This is a genomic window from Thermobacillus sp. ZCTH02-B1 (assembly GCF_002159085.1).
Lineage (GTDB): Bacteria > Bacillota > Bacilli > Paenibacillales > Paenibacillaceae > Thermobacillus.
In genome coordinates this window covers 196948-213767 of record NZ_LZRU01000012.1, presented here as the reverse complement: position 1 = coordinate 213767, position 16820 = coordinate 196948, and the positions used below count along the sequence as shown (strand labels likewise).

21 protein-coding genes and 1 riboswitch are annotated in these 16820 nt (G+C 64.2%); of the genes, 18 read left to right on the top strand and 3 right to left on the bottom strand.

Going from position 1 to position 16820, the window contains the following annotated elements:
• The first annotated feature begins 139 nt into the window (after nucleotides 1-139).
• The 8 genes from A9Z00_RS05885 (at nucleotide 140) to A9Z00_RS05850 (ending at nucleotide 5857) form a co-directional block, all read left to right on the top strand.
• A complete protein-coding gene (locus tag A9Z00_RS05885) occupies nucleotides 140-442 on the top strand; it encodes an urease subunit gamma (protein ID WP_296975233.1) in 303 nt (100 codons plus the stop codon).
• A 59-nt stretch (nucleotides 443-501) separates the two neighbouring features.
• Nucleotides 502-870 carry an urease subunit beta gene (locus tag A9Z00_RS05880; protein WP_296975232.1) on the top strand — a complete coding sequence of 123 codons (369 nt, stop codon included), beginning with the start codon at nucleotides 502-504 and terminating at the stop codon, nucleotides 868-870.
• The gene (gene ureC / locus A9Z00_RS05875; protein ID WP_296975231.1) at nucleotides 867-2582 is read left to right on the top strand and encodes an urease subunit alpha; all 1716 of its coding nucleotides are present in this window, start codon (nucleotides 867-869) and stop codon (nucleotides 2580-2582) included. The genes A9Z00_RS05880 and ureC overlap by 4 nt, the downstream gene beginning before the upstream one ends.
• A 24-nt stretch (nucleotides 2583-2606) precedes the next feature.
• Nucleotides 2607-3338, top strand: a complete 732-nt coding sequence (locus A9Z00_RS05870) for an urease accessory protein UreF (protein WP_296975230.1) — start codon at nucleotides 2607-2609, stop codon at nucleotides 3336-3338.
• A 40-nt stretch (nucleotides 3339-3378) separates the two neighbouring features.
• On the top strand, nucleotides 3379-4062 hold the full coding sequence (gene ureG / locus A9Z00_RS05865) for an urease accessory protein UreG (RefSeq protein WP_296975229.1): 684 nt from the start codon (nucleotides 3379-3381) through the stop codon (nucleotides 4060-4062).
• The gene (locus A9Z00_RS05860; protein ID WP_296975228.1) at nucleotides 4052-4954 is read left to right on the top strand and encodes an urease accessory protein UreD; all 903 of its coding nucleotides are present in this window, start codon (nucleotides 4052-4054) and stop codon (nucleotides 4952-4954) included. Before ureG ends, A9Z00_RS05860 begins: the two co-directional genes overlap by 11 nt.
• 103 nt (nucleotides 4955-5057) lie before the next feature.
• Nucleotides 5058-5228, top strand: a complete 171-nt coding sequence (locus A9Z00_RS05855; protein WP_296975227.1) for a hypothetical protein — start codon at nucleotides 5058-5060, stop codon at nucleotides 5226-5228.
• A gap of 236 nt (nucleotides 5229-5464) precedes the next feature.
• Entirely contained in the window at nucleotides 5465-5857 is a 393-nt protein-coding gene (locus tag A9Z00_RS05850; protein ID WP_296975226.1) for a hypothetical protein, read from the top strand.
• A 252-nt stretch (nucleotides 5858-6109) separates the two neighbouring features.
• On the opposite strand, the gene A9Z00_RS05845 is transcribed toward A9Z00_RS05850, so the two are convergent.
• Nucleotides 6110-7036, bottom strand: coding sequence for a sensor domain-containing diguanylate cyclase (locus A9Z00_RS05845; RefSeq protein WP_296975225.1), 927 nt, complete (start codon nucleotides 7034-7036; stop codon nucleotides 6110-6112).
• Nucleotides 7034-7214, top strand: a riboswitch (cobalamin riboswitch). It overlaps the preceding gene by 3 nt.
• A 188-nt stretch (nucleotides 7215-7402) precedes the next feature.
• On the opposite strand from A9Z00_RS05845, the gene A9Z00_RS05840 reads away from it, so the two are divergent.
• Genes A9Z00_RS05840 through nrdF form a run of 4 tightly spaced genes read left to right on the top strand, consistent with a single transcriptional unit; the run spans nucleotide 7403 to nucleotide 11040 of the window.
• Entirely contained in the window at nucleotides 7403-7627 is a 225-nt protein-coding gene (locus A9Z00_RS05840; RefSeq protein ID WP_296975224.1) for a glutaredoxin family protein, read from the top strand.
• Nucleotides 7624-8025 carry a class Ib ribonucleoside-diphosphate reductase assembly flavoprotein NrdI gene (gene nrdI, locus A9Z00_RS05835; RefSeq protein ID WP_296975223.1) on the top strand — a complete coding sequence of 134 codons (402 nt, stop codon included), beginning with the start codon at nucleotides 7624-7626 and terminating at the stop codon, nucleotides 8023-8025. The genes A9Z00_RS05840 and nrdI overlap by 4 nt, the downstream gene beginning before the upstream one ends.
• A complete protein-coding gene (nrdE, locus tag A9Z00_RS05830) occupies nucleotides 7991-10087 on the top strand; it encodes a class 1b ribonucleoside-diphosphate reductase subunit alpha (protein WP_296975222.1) in 2097 nt (698 codons plus the stop codon). Before nrdI ends, nrdE begins: the two co-directional genes overlap by 35 nt.
• Nucleotides 10075-11040, top strand: a complete 966-nt coding sequence (gene nrdF, locus A9Z00_RS05825) for a class 1b ribonucleoside-diphosphate reductase subunit beta (RefSeq protein ID WP_296975221.1) — start codon at nucleotides 10075-10077, stop codon at nucleotides 11038-11040. Before nrdE ends, nrdF begins: the two co-directional genes overlap by 13 nt.
• Nucleotides 11041-11109: 69 nt before the next feature.
• Here the strand turns inward: nrdF and sigK are convergent, their stop codons facing one another.
• Nucleotides 11110-11811, bottom strand: coding sequence for an RNA polymerase sporulation sigma factor SigK (sigK, locus tag A9Z00_RS05820; protein ID WP_296975220.1), 702 nt, complete (start codon nucleotides 11809-11811; stop codon nucleotides 11110-11112).
• A 306-nt stretch (nucleotides 11812-12117) separates the two neighbouring features.
• Between sigK and A9Z00_RS05815 the strand changes: the two genes are divergently transcribed.
• A complete protein-coding gene (locus A9Z00_RS05815) occupies nucleotides 12118-12507 on the top strand; it encodes a VOC family protein (RefSeq protein WP_296975219.1) in 390 nt (129 codons plus the stop codon).
• Nucleotides 12504-13064 carry a histidine phosphatase family protein gene (locus A9Z00_RS05810; protein ID WP_296975218.1) on the top strand — a complete coding sequence of 187 codons (561 nt, stop codon included), beginning with the start codon at nucleotides 12504-12506 and terminating at the stop codon, nucleotides 13062-13064. Before A9Z00_RS05815 ends, A9Z00_RS05810 begins: the two co-directional genes overlap by 4 nt.
• Here the strand turns inward: A9Z00_RS05810 and A9Z00_RS05805 are convergent, their stop codons facing one another.
• Complete coding sequence (locus A9Z00_RS05805; RefSeq protein ID WP_296975217.1) at nucleotides 13065-14081, bottom strand: LacI family DNA-binding transcriptional regulator; 1017 nt, start codon at nucleotides 14079-14081, stop codon at nucleotides 13065-13067.
• 254 nt (nucleotides 14082-14335) lie between these two features.
• On the opposite strand from A9Z00_RS05805, the gene A9Z00_RS05800 reads away from it, so the two are divergent.
• From A9Z00_RS05800 to spoVAE, 4 genes are all read left to right on the top strand, one after another.
• Nucleotides 14336-14611 carry a hypothetical protein gene (locus tag A9Z00_RS05800; protein ID WP_296975216.1) on the top strand — a complete coding sequence of 92 codons (276 nt, stop codon included), beginning with the start codon at nucleotides 14336-14338 and terminating at the stop codon, nucleotides 14609-14611.
• A gap of 252 nt (nucleotides 14612-14863) precedes the next feature.
• Nucleotides 14864-15364 (top strand): stage V sporulation protein AC, encoded by a 501-nt coding sequence (gene spoVAC, locus A9Z00_RS05795; RefSeq protein WP_483316274.1) that lies wholly within the window; start codon nucleotides 14864-14866, stop codon nucleotides 15362-15364.
• Nucleotide 15365: 1 nt separating this feature from the next.
• Complete coding sequence (gene spoVAD / locus A9Z00_RS05790; protein WP_296975214.1) at nucleotides 15366-16379, top strand: stage V sporulation protein AD; 1014 nt, start codon at nucleotides 15366-15368, stop codon at nucleotides 16377-16379.
• The gene (gene spoVAE, locus A9Z00_RS05785; RefSeq protein WP_296975213.1) at nucleotides 16380-16730 is read left to right on the top strand and encodes a stage V sporulation protein AE; all 351 of its coding nucleotides are present in this window, start codon (nucleotides 16380-16382) and stop codon (nucleotides 16728-16730) included.
• Nucleotides 16731-16820: the final 90 nt, after the last annotated feature.

The window sequence follows — 16820 nt, the reverse complement described above, 5'->3', positions numbered from 1 at the left end:
CCGCGGGGATGCAAGCTCCGTAAGGCATCGATGATTTCGTGTAATAAAATCTAACATAAAATTGCACAAAAACCGGATTTCCGCTATAATCATGTTAGAAAACCGAACATTTCAATGGACTGCGGGGTGAGATGTACGCATGCTGCTGACGGAGAGGGAGAAGGAGCGGCTCATGATCAGCTATGCCGCCGACCTGGCGCGGAGGAGGCTCGAGCGCGGCATCAAGCTGAACTATCCGGAAAGCGTGGCGCTCATCACGTCCGAAATTCTCGAGGGCGCGCGCGAAGGGAAATCGGTCGCCGAACTGATGGCGCACGGCACCCGCATCCTGCGCCGGGACCAGGTGATGGAAGGGGTGCCGGAAATGATCCAGGAAGTGCAGGTCGAGGCGACCTTCCCGGACGGCACGAAGCTGGTTACCGTCCATCATCCGATCACGTGAACCGGATGACGGCCGCACGGGCCGCCGAAGGGCGAAAGCGGGAAGGAGAGATGCCGCACATGATTCCAGGGGAATACCGGACGGCGGAAGGCGAGATCGAGCTGAACGCCGGAAGGCCGCGCAGGGAGCTCGTCGTCGTCAATACGGGCGACCGCCCCGTGCAGGTCGGATCGCATTTTCATTTCTTCGAGGTGAACCGCGCCCTCGTCTTCGACCGCGAGGCGGCGTTCGGCATGCGGCTGGACATTCCGGCCGGGACGGCGGTCCGGTTCGAGCCGGGCGAGGAGAAGCCGGTCGTCCTGACCGCGATCGGCGGCGCCCGCCGCGTCTTCGGCCTGAACGGGCTGACGCGGGGCGCAACGGAGCCCGGCGCCGTGCCCGACGAGGTGCGGAAGCGGCTTGCGGCATGGAAGGAGGGGCCGGGATGAGCCGGATGGACCGCAGAAGCTACGCCGGCATGTTCGGCCCGACGACGGGCGACGCGATCCGGCTGGCGGATACGGAGCTGTGGGCCGAGATCGAGAAGGACTTCACCGTCTACGGCGACGAGTGCAAGTTCGGCGGAGGCAAGGTGATCCGCGACGGCATGGGGCAGTCGGGCCGGGCGCGGCGCGATGACGGCGTGCTCGACACGATCATCACGAACGCGGTCATCATCGACCATTGGGGCATCGTGAAGGCCGACATCGGCATCAAGGACGGCCTGATCGTCGGCATCGGCAAGGGCGGCAACCCCGACGTGATGGACGGCGTCGATCCGAACCTGATCGTCGGCGCCTCCACGGAAGTGATCGCGGGCGAAGGGCGCATCGTCACGGCGGGCGGCATCGACACGCACGTGCATTTCATCTGCCCGCAGCAGATCGAAACGGCGCTCGCCTCCGGCATCACGACGATGATCGGCGGCGGCACCGGTCCGGCCACCGGCACGAACGCGACGACGTGCACGCCGGGGGCGTGGCACATCGCGCGCATGCTGGAGGCGGCCGAGGCGTTCCCGATGAACCTCGGCTTCACCGGCAAGGGGAACGCTTCGTTCATCGAGCCGCTCGTCGAGCAGATCGAGGCGGGCGCCATCGGACTCAAGCTGCACGAGGACTGGGGCACGACGCCGGCCGCGATCGACGCGTGCCTCCGGGCGGCGGACCTCCATGACGTGCAGGTCGCGATCCACACCGACACGCTGAACGAGTCGGGGTTCGTCGAGGACACGATCGCCGCGATCGCCGGCCGGACGATCCACACGTACCACACCGAGGGCGCCGGCGGCGGCCACGCGCCGGACATCATCCGCGTCGCGTCGTATCCCAACGTGCTGCCGTCGTCGACGAATCCGACCCGTCCGTTCACGGTGAACACGATCGACGAGCACCTCGACATGCTGATGGTCTGCCACCATCTCGACAGCCGGATCCCCGAGGACGTCGCCTTCGCCGATTCGCGCATCCGGCCCGAGACGATCGCCGCGGAGGACATCCTGCACGACCTCGGCGTGTTCAGCATGATCAGCTCCGACTCGCAGGCGATGGGACGGGTCGGGGAAGTGATCATCCGCACCTGGCAGACCGCCGACAAAATGAAACGCCAGCGCGGACCGCTTCCGCCCGACACGGAACGGAACGACAACTTCCGCATCCGGCGCTACATCGCCAAGTACACGATCAACCCGGCGATCACGCACGGCATCGCGCATCTGGTCGGTTCGATCGAACCGGGGAAGTTCGCCGATCTCGTCATCTGGAACCCGATGTTCTTCGGCGTGAAGCCGGATCTCGTGCTGAAGGGCGGCGCGATCGCCTGGGCGCAAATGGGCGATCCGAACGCGTCGATCCCGACGCCGCAGCCGGTGTTCGGCCGGCCGATGTTCGCCTCGTTCGGCCGGGCGCGCGCCGCGACGTCGATCACGTTCGTCTCGCGGGCGGCGTACGAACGGGGGATCGCGCAGAAGCTCGGCCTCGCGAAGCGGGTGGAGCCGGTCCGCAGCTGCCGGAACATCGGCAAGAAGGACATGGTGCTGAACGACGCGACGCCGCGCATCGAGGTTGATCCCGAGACGTACCGGGTGACCGTCGACGGCGAGCCGTGCACGTGCGAGCCGGCGGCCGTGCTGCCGATGGCGCAGCGCTATTTCCTGTTCTGAGGCGGAACGGAGGAGGTGGTGCAGGTGGCGGAGGCGCTCCATGGTCCTGGCGGAGGAGGCGCGGGCGGCGATGCGGACGTGTCGTGGCTCAGGCTGCAGCAGCTGCTCGATTCCGCGCTGCCGATCGGCGGCTTCTCGCATTCCTTCGGCCTCGAGACGATGGTGCAGGAGGGGCGGGTCCGGACCGCCGGGGATCTCCGGCGGTACGCCGAGACGATGCTGCTGCAGAACTGGGCGACCCTCGACGCGATGATCGTGAAGGCGGTGTACGCCTGTCCGCCGGGGGACTGGGAATACGCCTGGCGAATCGAGCGCCTCGTCCATCTCCAGCGCGCGGCCTCCGAATCGCGCGCCGCGGCCGAGAAGATGGGCCGCCGGCTGCTCCGTCTGGCGCAGGACGTATATCCGGAGCTTGATCTCCAGCCGCTGGAGGAAGCGCATCGAAGCGACCGGTGCCTCGCGACGCATCCGCTCGTCTTCGGGTTTCTGTGCCGGCGGCTCGGCTTTCCGCTTCATCGGGCGGTGCAGGGGCTGCTGTACGGCAATCTCGTCACCTGCGTGAACAGCTCGCTCCGGCTCATGGCGATCGGGCAGACGGCGGGGCAGGCGATCATCGCCCGCCTTCTTCCGCTCGTCGCGCACGGGTGGGAGATCGCGAAGCGGCTCGAACCGGAGGAAGCTTACGCCTGCACGCCGCTTGCGGAACTGATGGCCATGCGCCACGAGACGCTGTATTCCCGGCTGTTCATGTCCTGATAACGCCGGGGCCGACAAACCGCGAAAGGAAGGGATCCCCATGTGTCAGGGACAAGGGCATCATCACCATCATGACTGGGAGACGCCGCCCGTTCCGGCGGACCGCCCGGTGCGGATCGGCATCGGCGGGCCCGTCGGATCCGGCAAGACGGCGCTCGTCGAGAAGATTGCAAAGGCGATGCGCGACCGCTACAGCATCGCGGTCATCACGAACGACATCTACACGGCGGAGGACGCGCGCATCCTCGTGAAGACCGGCTGCCTGCCGGAGGAGCGGATCATCGGCATCGAGACGGGCGGATGCCCGCACACGGCGATCCGGGAGGACGCTTCGATGAACTTCGAGGCGATCGAGGAATTGCAGAGCCGGTTCCCGGATCTCGACTTCATCCTGATCGAGAGCGGCGGGGACAATCTGGCCGCGGCGTTCAGCCCGGAGCTCGCGGACCGGTTCATCTACATCATCGATGTGGCGCAGGGGGAAAAAATTCCCCGCAAGGGCGGTCCCGGCATCACGCGCTCCGACCTGCTCGTCATCAACAAGATCGATCTCGCGGAGCATGTCGGCGCGAGCCTGAAGGTGATGGAGGAGGACACGGTCCGGATGCGGGGCGGCCGGCCTTACGTGTTCACTAATCTGCTCAAGGGCGAAGGGCTCGACCGGGTCGTCGGCTGGCTGGAGCATGAACTGCAGCATGCCCGCGGCATCGAGCATGCGCATTGACGATCGGGCGCCGGCAGGCGCTCCGCCGGCCGGTGAACCCGCTCCCGCGGGTCCGAACGGGCCGCTGCTCGGACCGGCGCGCCTCGAGGCCGCCTTCGCCGTCCGCGGCGGGCGCACCGTTCTCTCCTCGAAGCTGCACACCGCGCCGCTCAAGATCGCGAAGGCGTTCGATCGTCCGCACGAGCTTGCCGTCATCGTGATGGACGCCTCGCCCGGCATGCTCGCCGGCGACCGCTACGAGATGGAGTGGACGGCGGAGAAGGGCGCGCGCGTTTACCTGACGAACCAGGGGCACACGCGCGTCCATCCGTCGCCTCCCGGCCGCGGCGCCTTGCTGATGCAGCGGTACACCCTGCGGGAAGAAGCATGCATCCAGGCGATGATGGAGCCGCTCATGCTGTATCGGGACGCGGAGCTGGACGCGCGCACCGAGGTCGAGCTCGGGCCCGGCGCCGTCTGGCTGTCGTCCGAGATTCTCTGTCCGGGCCGTGCGGGCCGCGGCGAGCGATTCGCGTTCCGGCGGTATGATTCGGAGCTTGTCGTTCGCCGCGGCGGAGAACCGATCTTCCGCAGCCGGCAGCATATCGAGCCGGCGAAGCACCGGATCGCAGCGCCCGGCGCCTGGGAAGACCGCACCCACATCGGCATGTTGTACTGCTTCTCCGACCGGCTCGACACGCTCCATCTCGAGGCGGCCCGCGAGGCGGCGGAGCAGGCGGCCGCGACCGTGCCCGGCGGCTGTCTCGCGGGCGCCTCGCGCACCTGGCGACACGGCATCGTCGTCATGGCCGCCGGCGACGCGGCGTGGCGGCTGCAGCGGGTGCTCGAAGCCGCCTGGCGCGCGCTGCGGCGCACGCTCCTTGCCATGCCGGAGACGGTGTGGACGGAATAGCGGCGGTTTCGAATTTCGTTGGCCCGCAGGAATCCGGGCCGTGGATGTTGAACCATCCTCATTCAGACGTGATCCGCATGTGTATCCGAGGGGAGAGGTTGAGATGGAGCCGAGAGAGGCGACGGTGATTCCGCGCTGCCCGGTGTGCGGTTTCAAGATGGAGTGGTGGTTCGCCAAATGGAAATGCTTCAACTGCGGCCAGTGGAACGGCTGTTGCGGAGACAGCACCAGCGATCCCGGTGGATTGTGGTGCGAGCCGGATCCGGAAAGTTGAGCCGCGTCATGGAACGGCCATACAGCCCGTTGACCGTTTCTCAACAGGCGGAATACGCGCAAGGCGCCGGCCTTGCGCTTTTTTTTTCGGTCGACGAAGGCAGTGCGCTGCGACACCGGCCGCTTGCGGCTGTCGCTGTACATCCATTATAGTGAACCTGTACGGGGCTGCCGGCTGCTCATACGGTCGATCCGATGGAAGGATGGAACAGCATGCGTCAGGATTCATGGATATCGGTGGATACCAGACAAGTCGAACATCTGGAGCTCCCGGACGGCTTCCTGCCGCTCTTCGTCGGCACGGTGCTCCGCTATTACGGCGAGCGCCTCTGCTTTGGCGGCTATCCGGCCGACCGGCCGTTTTTCCTGGCGGCTTACTTCCTGCCGACGGGGACGGTGTACACGTCCGTGCTGATCGACCCGGAGCGGCTGCTCGAGGAAGATTACGACGACGCGATCGAATACGGCCGGGACGAGCCGATGGTGGCGGAGGCCGGCTTCGTGCTCAGCGCGACGGTGACGAACGAGCTGGTCGCGGAGCCGGGCTTGATCGGCTGCCGGACGCTCGTCGTGCTGGACTCCCATTTCGAGGGAGCTCCGGCGCTGAAGGGCGTCAGGCACCGCTACTAGGCGCCGCCGGCTCCCGCGCGCATCTTCCATGTTCCGCACGGATTTTCCCCGAAAACCATCCCGCCTGTTCGCCGGCTTCCGCCATATCCGACGCTGCCGCTTCCTTTCCGCTTCCGCCAGCGCTTGCGTCCGCGTCCCTGCCCTGCCCGGTTATCCGCCCGCAGACCATAACCCCCCGGATCTGCAACGCCTGCCACCGCGTGCAGGCCTGCGAGCGGGATCCCGAGTCGCGCAGGAGCTTTTGTGCTGCAATCAGGCGCTCCGTCCCGCCAGCGTCGTGCGGTTTCTGCCGCTGACCTTCGAGACGTAGAGGCCATTGTCGGCCGCGGCATACAACGACTCCACGGTCATGTCGGGGCCGTGCAGCTCGGCAATGCCGATGCTGACCGTATAGGCGATCGTCTCACCGTTTTCCAGGACGATCGGCTCCCCGGCGGCGCGCAGCCGGATCGTTTCGGCCAGCCGGTAGGCGGCTTCGCCGTTCAGCCCCGGGCAGAAAACGGCGAATTCCTCCCCGCCGATCCGTCCGGACGTATGGCCGGATCCCGCCGCATCCCGCAGCAGCCCGGAGAAGCAGCACAGCAGCCGATCGCCCGTCGTATGGCCGTACCGGTCGTTGATGCTTTTGAAATGATCGAGATCGATCACCATGAGACTGAGCGGCTCGCCGGACGAACGGCACGATTCGGCGGCCTCGTGCAGTTTCTCGAAGAAATGCAGCCGGTTGGAGAGCCCGGTCAATCCGTCCGTCGTCGCGCGCCGGATCAGTTCCCCCTCGGCAAGCTTTCGCCCGGTGATATCCGCGAAAATCAACAGCGTTCCGGTTCGCTCGTCACGGATCCGCAGCGGAATGAGTCGGACATCGAACCATTTTTCGCCGATTTTCGCCTCCAGCCGTCTCTGCTCACCGGATGTGCAAGCCGCTTTCAGCTCCGGATGATCGGCGAACAGATCCGTCAGCGACGCGCCGAACCGTTTCCCTTGAGCCCCGAGTGCAAGGCTGCGGGCGGCCGGATTCGAATCGATGATCCGGTTCCGCTCGTCCGCGATCAGGATGCCTTCGGACATGTGCTCCAGCACTTTCGCCCGGGCCAGGGGACGAATCTGCAGAAATTTGCGGAAATGCATGACATAGAAAATCATGACGGCCGTCGGCAGCAGCGCGGTTGACAATTGCATATATTGGTTCCGGCGGGTACCGCGAAGGCGGTTTCATAGGGAAGCCGGTGCGAATCCGGCGCTGTCCCCGCAACTGTGACGCGGACGAACGTTCACATCCACTGTGCGCCCCGGCGCATGGGAAGGGAACGGGAGGATGAAGCGAAGCCAGGAGACCTGCCCGGCGGAACGAACGTTTCCTTGTCTTCGGGGGGTGAGAGAAGGGACGGCCGAAGCATGCGGACGGTCGGGCGCATGAAGAAGCGCCGCGGCTCGTCCGGTCCGATCATGCTGCTGTCGTCGGGCATCCTCGGGAGAGGGTGCCCTTTGTTTTGTCTCCTGCTGTCTTTTGTCCAATCGTGCAAGGGAAAAAGGAGGCGTACGCCGATGAAACTGTACACGAAAACCGTCTGTCCCCGGTGTCTCTGGATCAAGTCCGAGGTGCGGCGTTCCGGCAGGGAAGTGGAGATCGTCGACATCGACAAGGAGGAATCGGCCCGGGAACGGCTGATCACCGCCGGCGTGCGGACCGTGCCGGCGCTCGAAGCGGACGGCAGGTTCTGGACGGATCCCGAAGCGATGCTCGCGAAGCTGGGGGGCGGGCACGGATGATCGCTTACGCCAGCCGAACGGGCAATGTCCGCCACATCTTCCTGCAGCTCGGGCTGCCCGGAATCGAGATCCGCGGGGACACGACGGTCGGAGAACCGTTTCTGCTTCTGACCTATACCGACGGGCTCGGGGAAGTGCCGCCGGTCGTGGAAGTGTTCATGAACCGGAACGGCGCGTATTGCCGGGGGGTGGTTGCGAGCGGCAACCGCAATTTCGGCCATGCGCATTTCGGCCGGGCCGGCGACCTGATCGCGGAGCGGTGGAACGTGCCGCTCGTTAGGAAGCTGGAATTGCGCGGCTTTCCGCGGGATTACGAGGCCATCCGGCAGTTTTACCTGGAACGGATCGGGGAGGGAAGCGGGCGTGAGCGCGAAATCGTATTTGCGTCTGAACAATGAGGTGCTGCACCACTACAGGCGGACGGGACGGCTCGACCTCGCGAAGGACCGGGAGGCGGCGAGGCGCTATTTTCTCGAGCATGTCAACCCCCGGATGCGCCATTTCGACGATATGGAGGAGAAGATCCGCCGCCTCGTCGACGAAGGCTACTATGAGCGGGAATTCCTCGAACAATACGACATGGCGTTCATCGCGGCGCTGTTCGGGCGGGCGTACGGCTACCGGTTCCGGTTCCCGTCGTTCATGAGCGCGAGCAAGTTCTACGACGGCTATGCGCTGAAGAGCCGGGACGGGTCCGAGATTCTGGAGCGGTACGAGGACCGCGTCGCGATCACCGCCCTCTATCTCGCCCGCGGCGACCGGGAGCTTGCGGAGCGTGCCGTCGACGCGATGATGACGGCCTACCAGCCGGCGACGCCGACGATGCTGAACAGCGGCAGGCGGGCGCGCGGCGAGCTGGTGAGCTGCTTCAAGCTGACGATGGACGATTCGATGAACAGCATCGCGGCCAACATCGGCTATTGCCTGGAGCTTTCCCGCCTGGGCGGGGGCGTCGGCGTCAACCTGACGGACATCCGCCCGCTCGGCGATCCGATCAAAGGCATCGAAAACCGCGCGAGCGGCGTCATGCCCGTCGCGAAGCTGCTCGAGAACGCCTTCTCGTACTCGAACCAGCTCGGCCAGCGGAACGGATCGGGCGTCGTCTGGCTGAACATTTTCCATGCCGACATCGAGAGCCTCATTTCCGCGAAGAAGCCGAACGCCGACGAGAAGATGCGCCTCGCGACGCTGTCCACCGGCGTCATCGTGCCGGACATCTTCTTCGAGCTGATGAAGCGGGACGAGGAGATCGCGCTGTTCAGCCCGTACGACATCCGCCGCGAATACGGGAAGCGGATGTCGGAGATCGACATGAGCCGGATGTACCGCGAGCTGCTCGACAATCCGAACATCCGCAAGCTGAAACGGGTGAACGCCCGGAAGCTGTATACGGAGATCAAGAAATCCCAGTTCGAATCGGGGTATCCCTTCGAGATGTTCGACGGTAACGCGAACGCGAAGCATCCGCTCAAGCGCCTCGGACGGATCAAGATGTCCAACCTGTGCACGGAAATTCTGCAGGTGCAGGAGACCAGCCTCATCCGCGACCACGGCGAGGAGAACGAATACGGCTTGGATGTCTCCTGCAACCTCGGCTCGCTGGACATCCACCGGGCGACGCGGACGGACTTTGAACGGCTCGTGGATACGGCGATGCGTCTCCTGACCAACGTGTCGCTCATGACCGACATCCGGAATGTGCCGTCCGTCCGCAAGGGGAACCGGCTCATGCACGCGGTCGGACTCGGCGTCATGAACCTGCACGGCCATCTCGTGTCGCAGGGGATCGAATACGGTTCGGACGAGTCGATTCGGTTCGTCGATGCGTTCATGGAGGCGCTGAACTACTATTCGCTTCTTGCCTCGATGCGACTGGCGCGGGAGAAGGGAGAGGCGTTCCACGGGTTTGAGCTGAGCGACTATGCGGACGGTTCCTATTTTGATCCGTACGTGGACAAGGAGGAGCGGGAGCTGCCCGAAGCCGTACGGCGGGCGCTCGGCACCGTCCCCGTCATCACGCGGCGGATGTGGCGGGAGCTGCAGGAGCAGGTCATGCGGCACGGGCTGTTCAACGCCTACCGGCTCGCGATCGCGCCGACGGGCAGCATTTCCTACATCCGGAACTGCACCGCGTCGATCGCGCCGATCACGGAGCGGGTCGAGGTGCGCGACTACGCGGACAGCCGCACGATCTACCCGATGCCGTTCCTGAACGACGGCAACCGGCATCTGTACAAGGAAGCCTGGGAAATCGACCCCTACCGGCTGGTGGATCTGTATGCGGCGGCGCAGCGGCATGTCGACCAGGGCATCTCGATGACGCTGTACGTGACCGACGAGTGGACGACGGAACGGCTCGCCCGGCTGTATTATTACGCGTGGATGAAGGGAATCAAGACGGTCTATTACGTGCGGCAGAAGCTGCGGAAAATCGAGGAGTGTGCGGCATGCTCGGTGTGAACGGATACGAAGCGGTGAACTGGAACCGGCAGGGCGGCGAGCTCGTGAAGGCGTTCTGGGATCAGCAGTGGCGGCAGATCTGGTTCCCCGAGGAGATCGCGGTGAGCAAGGATGTGAAGCAGTGGAGCCGGTTCGAGCACCGGGAGACGTACAAGCGGGTGCTCGGGGGCCTCACGCTGCTCGACACGATCCAGACGAACATCGGGATGAACGAAATCGCGCGCCACGCGCCGGATCTCCAGGAGAAGGCGCTGTACACGGTGTTCGCGGCCTTCGAGGCGATCCACGCGAAGTCGTATTCGTACATTTTCACGACGCTGTGCACGAATGCCGAGATCGAGGCGATCTTCGACTGGGTGAAGAAGAACGGCAATCTGCAGTACAAGGCGGGCCGGATCGCCGACGTCTACCGTTCGATCCGGGACGGGGACCCCGTCACCCTGTGGAAGGCGATGTTCGCTTCGGTCATGCTGGAGTCGTTCCTGTTCTACTCCGGCTTCTTCTATCCGCTGTATCTGGGCGGGCTGGGCATCCTGCGCAGCAGCTCGGAGGTGATCTCGCTCATTCTGCGGGACGAGTCGATCCACGGGGTCGCGGTCGGGTATTTCGCGCAGCAACTGTACAAGACGTTTCCGGATCACGTGCGGGAGGAACTGGCGGTTTGGGGGTACGAGTTCCTGCTCGACCTGTACCACAACGAGCTCGCGTATACGGACGACGTGTACGCGGACACCGGCCTCGCCCCGGAGGTGAAAGCCTATGTGCGCTACAACGCGAACAAGGCGCTCATGAACCTCGGATTCGAGACGATGTTCCCCGACGAGGAGGTCCATCCGATCGTCATGAACGGCATCCGGAACGAAGGTACGACGTACGACTTTTTCTCGCAGAAGGGAACGACGTACGCGGTGGCGAAGGTTGCGCCGATCACCGACGAGACGTTCGCGTTCTGACGGCGGCCGCGGATGCTCGGTCAAGGAACGCATACAGCCGGAGCCTCTGTCCGGGACTCCGGCTGTTTTTCATTTCTTCTGCTTGTAAAACTCGTGATACAGCTTCATGAGTGCGCGCTTCTCGATCCGGGACACGTAGGAGCGGCTGATGCCGAGCTCCTTCGCGATCTCCCGCTGCGTTCGTTCCTCGCCGCTTCCCTCCAGTCCGAACCGGCCGACGACGACCTCGCGCTCGCGCTCGTCGAGAATGTCGAGGTTCTTGTAAATCTTGGATTTCTCGATCTTGAGCTGCACCTTGTCGACCACTTCGTCCGTGTCCGATCCGAGGATATCGATCAAGGTGATCTCGTTGCCTTCCTTGTCGGTCCCGATCGGGTCGTGGAGCGACACGTCCTTGCGCGTCTTCCGGAGCGAGCGCAGATGCATCAGGATCTCGTTCTCGATGCAGCGTGCGGCGAACGTGGCGAGCTTCGTCCCCTTGCCGGGCTGAAAACTCTCGATCGCCTTGATCAGCCCGATCGTGCCGATCGAGATCAGATCTTCGAGGTCTTCGCCGGTGTTGTCGAATTTCTTGACGATGTGGGCCACAAGGCGCAGGTTGTGCTCGATCAGCAGGTTGCGGGATTCCTGGTCCCCTTCGGCCATCCGTTTGAGGTGCATCGCCTCCTCTTCCTCCTGAAGCGGCTGCGGGAAGGCGTTGTTCTTGATGTAGGAGACGAGCAGCGAGAGCTGTTTGATGAACAATGCGATGGCGGCGAACAAACCAGGCATGAACGGGCCACCCCCAGGTCGGATTCACCGGAACGGCCTGCACGCCTCCGGCGGCGGAAGACTGTTTTACAGTCTATGTGGGCGGCGGCCCATTTGTGCTTGTATGGCGAAAATCGCCGGGCGATGTCAGGCCTTGGCCAACGCCGGCATGCCGAGATCGTTCACTTTCGGGTGTCATGGATGCGGATCAGAAGTCATGGGACCGGGACAGGGACGTATTGCTCTGGCACACCGGAAAACGTTGTATGATAATAGTTTCAACAATCGAAACACGGTATTGAAAAATGAAATAACAGGAGGGTGACCGTGGCTTTCGAATTCGACGGGCTCGACCATGTGCAGCTCGCGGCACCGGAAGGCTGCGAAGCGGAGGCGCGGGCGTTTTTCGGCGGCGTGCTGGGGTGGCAGGAAATTCCGAAGCCCGAGTCGCTGCGGCATCGCGGCGGCGTCTGGTTCCGGTGCGGCGCGCACGAGGTGCATATCGGCGTGCAGCGGGATTTCACGCCCGCGCGCAAGGCCCATCCGGCGTTCCGCGTGCGGAACCTCGGAGCGCTGCGCGAGCATCTGCGTTCCAACGGCGTGACGATCGCGGACGATGATGCCAGGGCCGATGAAGGGATCGACAGATGTTATGTAACGGATCCCTTCGGCAACCGGATCGAATTTCTGGAAATCCGGGAGGATCGCAGGCCGTGAAGCGGATCTGGCTCGTGCGGCATTGCAAGGCGGCCGGCCAGGAGCCGGAGGAGCCGCTTACCGACGAGGGCGTGAGGCAGGCGGAACGGCTGGCGGACTTCTTCTCGGGAAAAAAGGTCGACCGCATCGTGTCCAGTCCGTTCGAACGCGCGGTCGCATCCATCCGGCCGTTTGCCGACAGAGCCGGCATCGCGATCGAGACCGACGGCCGTCTGCGAGAACGGGTGCTGTCGACGGAGCCGCTTCCCGACTGGATGGAACGGCTGAAGGCGTCCTTCGACGACATGGATGTGAGGCTGCCGGGAGGAGAGACCTCACGGGAGGCGACGGAGCGGGGAATGGCCGTCATCGGAGAGATGCTGCGGCGACCGGAAGAGGCGACGATCGTCGTCACGCACGGGAACCTGTTGGCGCTCATCCTGAAGGCATGCGACGGCCGGTACGGATACGAGGACTGGAAAAAGCTCACCAATCCCGACGTCTTCGAACTGCTTGCGGACGGGACGAACGGGATCGGCATCAGGCGGCTATGGAACGGCGCCGCCGGACCGGGCTGATCAGGCCCGCGGCGGCGCCGTCGATTTGCGCAGGATCAGGGCGGTCGGCAGCATGATCCGCTTCCGCGGGCGTTCCCCGTCCCGCGCGCGGATCCGCTCGATGAGCAGCCGCATGCCGGCATGGCCGAACTGGTAGGCCTGCTGGGCGGCCACGGTAACGAACGGGTCGGCGCCGGCGAACGGCCCGAAATCGTCGAAGCAGGCGACCGACACCTGTTCCGGCACATCGATGCCGGCGGCGCGCAGCAGGCGGATGACGTGCATCGCGAGCACGTTGTTGCCCGCGACGATGGCGGTCGGCATCGGGTCGAGCCGCTTCAGCCATTCCTCGATCGGCGACGGATCGTGCTCGAGTCCGAACCCCGCCTCGAGCACGTACCGTTCGTCATAGACCAGGCCGTACGTTTTGAGCGCCTCGCGATAGCCTTCCTGGCGGTAGCGTGCGCTCGAGACGGAGAGCGAGCCGTTGACCAGCGCGATCCGCCGGTGGCCGAGTCCGGCGAGATGCCCGACCAGCTGCCGTGCGCCTTCGATGCTGTCACCGAGCACCACGTCGCAATCGATGCCGGGCACTTCGCGGTCGAGCAGCACGAACGGCACCTTGTGCTTCCGCAGCCGCTCCAGGTTCGGAAGCGAACCGTCACCCGACGGCGCGATCAACGCGCCGTCGACGCGCGCCTTCAAAATCGCTTCGATATATTCGGATTCCTTGTCCAGGCTCTCGTCGCTGTTGCCGAAGAGGAGACGGAACCCGTTCTCTGCGGCGGCGTCCTCGGCGCCGCGGGCCACGGTCGTAAAGAACGGATTGCGGATGTCCGTCACGAGCAGGAACAGGAGCTTCGACTCCTTTAGCACGAGGCTGCGCGCCATGCCGTTCGGAACGTAGTGCATTTCCTCCATGACTTTCAGCACCCTCTCGCGGGTCTTTGCGCTCACGCGCTCCGGCCGGTTGATGACCCGGGAGACGGTCATGGCCGACACGTTGGCCCGCGCGGCGATGTCGTAAATCGTCACCATTTCAACGCTCCTTGGACCAAATCAACTTTTAACTATATTATCGGATTGGAATAGGAATCGTTTTCATCAACCATCCGGCGGTCAGCGCGATCTCCGCGCCCGGTGATGTCCCCGCATGATCCCGCGGCACCATTTCCGGCCAATCTTGACATCATGCGACAATAGTTCCCACGAATCCGACAATAATTCCTATTTACGCTATCCCGAACCGCTTTATACAATAAAAGCGAAACGGTTGGTCAGGGTGGCGACGCTTGAAAGCATCAAGCGGATTGGAGGAATCTGCTGTGTTGGTCGCGTTGGATGTCAAGCGGATTCTCGAACAACTTGGCATCGACTTCAAGCGATATGAAGACTGGATGGCGAAGAAGCCGTCCGATGACGCCGACGGACAGACCGGCGCGAACGAAAGCCGGCGTCCGCCCAAGTTTCGTCTCATTCGCGCAGACCGCATGGCGGACGTACAGCGTCACCAATGCCGAATCCGACCGGCCGGTGAAGAACCGCTGGGCGCGGCCGGCATAGGATAGAAGCGTAACGTGCGACGGGAGCTCCGGAGGGAGCTGTGAGCTGACCGGGGTTGTCAATCCCGCTTCCGAACGTGCTTCTCTCGCGCTGTTTGTGCTTTTGTTCGCTGCCTTCTGATCCAGGCGAGTCCCCCTCTGCGAACCGCACGCCGTGCGGTTCTTTTTTTATGCGCTTCGGACCGCGCCGTTCCGCACGGCATAATGCGGGCCGAATCGGCAAACAATGCAACTTGTAACAATGCAAGCGACAGGGGGATGCGTCAAGTGGCGACCAATACCGCCGGGAGAGGCAAATTCAAACCGTTGTCGATGTCATCGAAGGAATACAAGACGTTCGCGAAACAGCGCGAGCCGGCCCGGTCCGTCTTCGCGAACTGCGTCCGGGCGTTCGTCACGGGCGGCCTGATCTGCGTCCTCGGCCAGGCGATCCAGAACGGCTACATGTCCTGGTTGAAGCTTTCGGCCACGCAGGCCGCGAACCCGACCGTCGCGACGCTCATCTTCATCTCGGTGCTGCTGACCTGCCTCGGCGTTTATGACAGGCTGGCGCAATGGGCCGGCGCGGGCTCGGCCGTGCCGGTGACGGGGTTTGCGAACTCGATGTGCTCGGCGGCCCTTGAACACCGCGCCGAGGGGCTCGTCCTCGGCGTCGGCGGCAACATGTTCAAGCTGGCCGGGTCCGTCATCGTGTACGGCACGGTCGCCGCGTTCGTCATCGGGCTGATCCACGTCATCTTCGGGATCAGGGGGCACTGACATGCTGCGCGGCAAGCAGACTTGGTGGTTCGAGAACCGGCCCGTCATCATCGGGACGGGCACCGTCGTCGGTCCCGACGAAGGCGCGGGTCCGCTCGCGGCCGATTTCGACCTCGTCCACGCCGAGCTCGATCTGAACCAGAAGAGCTGGGAGAAGGCCGAGCGGCTCCTGCTCGAGCAGGCTTCCGACTTTGCAATCAAGAACGCGGGCATCCGCAGGGACCAGGTGCAATTCTACGTCGGCGGCGACCTCCTGAACCAGCTCATCAGCAACAGCTTCACCGCACGGGAACTCGGCCTGCCGTACATCGGCGTCTTCGGCGCCTGCTCGACGTCGATGCTGTCGCTCGCGCTGGCGGCGCACCTCGTCGATTCCGGCATGGCGGAGTACGCGATGGCCGGAACGTGCAGCCACAACTGCACGGCGGAGAAGCAGTTCCGGTACCCGACCGAATACGGCTCGCAGAAGCCGCCGACCGCCCAGTATACGGTGACCGGCGCCGGCGCGGCCGTCGTCGCGAAATCGGGCATCGGCCCGGTCATCACCTGCGCGACGATCGGCAAGATCGTCGACCTCGGCATCTCCGATCCGTTCAACATGGGCGCGGCGATGGCGCCGGCAGCCGTCGACACGATCCAGACGCATCTGAACGACACGGGGCGGATGCCGGCCGATTACGACATGATCGTGACCGGTGACCTCGCGTCCGTCGGCCACCGCATCGCCGTCGACCTGTTCGCCCGCGACGGCGTGCCGATACAGGACACGGTGTTCAGCGATTGCGGGCTCATGATCTACGACATCGAGCGCCAGAAGGTGCAGGCCGGCGGCAGCGGATGCGCCTGCTCGGCGGTTGTCACCTACGGCCATCTGATGAAAAGGCTCAGGAACGGCGAGTTGAAGCGGATCCTCGTCGTCGCCACCGGGGCGCTCCTCTCGCCGCTTTCCTATCAGCAGGGGGAGACCATTCCATGCATCGCGCATGCGGTTGCCATTGAAAGGGGTGACGCCTGAATGCAGTTTGTATGGGCTTTTGTCGTCGGGGGCGGCATCTGCGTCCTCGGGCAGCTCATGTTCGATGTGCTCCGGCTGACGCCGGCGCACACGATGTCAACGCTTGTCGTGCTCGGCGCGATCGCGGACGCCCTGGGCTGGTACGAGCCCCTGATCGAATTCGCCGGCGCGGGCGCGACGGTGCCGATCACAAGCTTCGGCAACGCCCTCGTCCACGGCGCGCTGACCGAGCTCCAGAACACCGGGCCGATCGGCGTCATCACGGGCATGTTCAAGGTGACGAGCGCAGGGATTTCGGCGGCGATCATCTTCTCGTTCCTCGCCGCGCTGGTGGTCCGGCCGAAGGGATGATCGCGGGTTTTCGGCAAGGATTGGAGGATCACGCGGAAGGACTGTGTGATCCTCCAATTTTTTCTGCCAAGCGCCACAATTGTGGCCCAT

What these genes read in the sequence shown, in the direction of transcription:
- spoVAE (WP_296975213.1), top strand. Translation starts at nt 16,380, where the DNA reads ATGCAGTTTGTATGGGCTTTTGTCGTCGGGGGCGGCATCTGCGTCCTC.
- spoVAD (WP_296975214.1), top strand. Translation starts at nt 15,366, where the DNA reads ATGCTGCGCGGCAAGCAGACTTGGTGGTTCGAGAACCGGCCCGTCATC.
- A9Z00_RS05855 (WP_296975227.1), top strand. Translation starts at nt 5,058, where the DNA reads ATGGAGCCGAGAGAGGCGACGGTGATTCCGCGCTGCCCGGTGTGCGGT.
- nrdF (WP_296975221.1), top strand. Translation starts at nt 10,075, where the DNA reads ATGCTCGGTGTGAACGGATACGAAGCGGTGAACTGGAACCGGCAGGGC.
- A9Z00_RS05845 (WP_296975225.1), bottom strand. Translation starts at nt 7,036, where the DNA reads ATGCAATTGTCAACCGCGCTGCTGCCGACGGCCGTCATGATTTTCTAT.
- A9Z00_RS05885 (WP_296975233.1), top strand. Translation starts at nt 140, where the DNA reads ATGCTGCTGACGGAGAGGGAGAAGGAGCGGCTCATGATCAGCTATGCC.
- sigK (WP_296975220.1), bottom strand. Translation starts at nt 11,811, where the DNA reads ATGCCTGGTTTGTTCGCCGCCATCGCATTGTTCATCAAACAGCTCTCG.
- A9Z00_RS05840 (WP_296975224.1), top strand. Translation starts at nt 7,403, where the DNA reads ATGAAACTGTACACGAAAACCGTCTGTCCCCGGTGTCTCTGGATCAAG.
- A9Z00_RS05880 (WP_296975232.1), top strand. Translation starts at nt 502, where the DNA reads ATGATTCCAGGGGAATACCGGACGGCGGAAGGCGAGATCGAGCTGAAC.
- A9Z00_RS05860 (WP_296975228.1), top strand. Translation starts at nt 4,052, where the DNA reads ATGCGCATTGACGATCGGGCGCCGGCAGGCGCTCCGCCGGCCGGTGAA.
- spoVAC (WP_483316274.1), top strand. Translation starts at nt 14,864, where the DNA reads ATGCGTCAAGTGGCGACCAATACCGCCGGGAGAGGCAAATTCAAACCG.
- ureC (WP_296975231.1), top strand. Translation starts at nt 867, where the DNA reads ATGAGCCGGATGGACCGCAGAAGCTACGCCGGCATGTTCGGCCCGACG.
- A9Z00_RS05805 (WP_296975217.1), bottom strand. Translation starts at nt 14,081, where the DNA reads ATGGTGACGATTTACGACATCGCCGCGCGGGCCAACGTGTCGGCCATG.
- nrdI (WP_296975223.1), top strand. Translation starts at nt 7,624, where the DNA reads ATGATCGCTTACGCCAGCCGAACGGGCAATGTCCGCCACATCTTCCTG.
- ureG (WP_296975229.1), top strand. Translation starts at nt 3,379, where the DNA reads ATGTGTCAGGGACAAGGGCATCATCACCATCATGACTGGGAGACGCCG.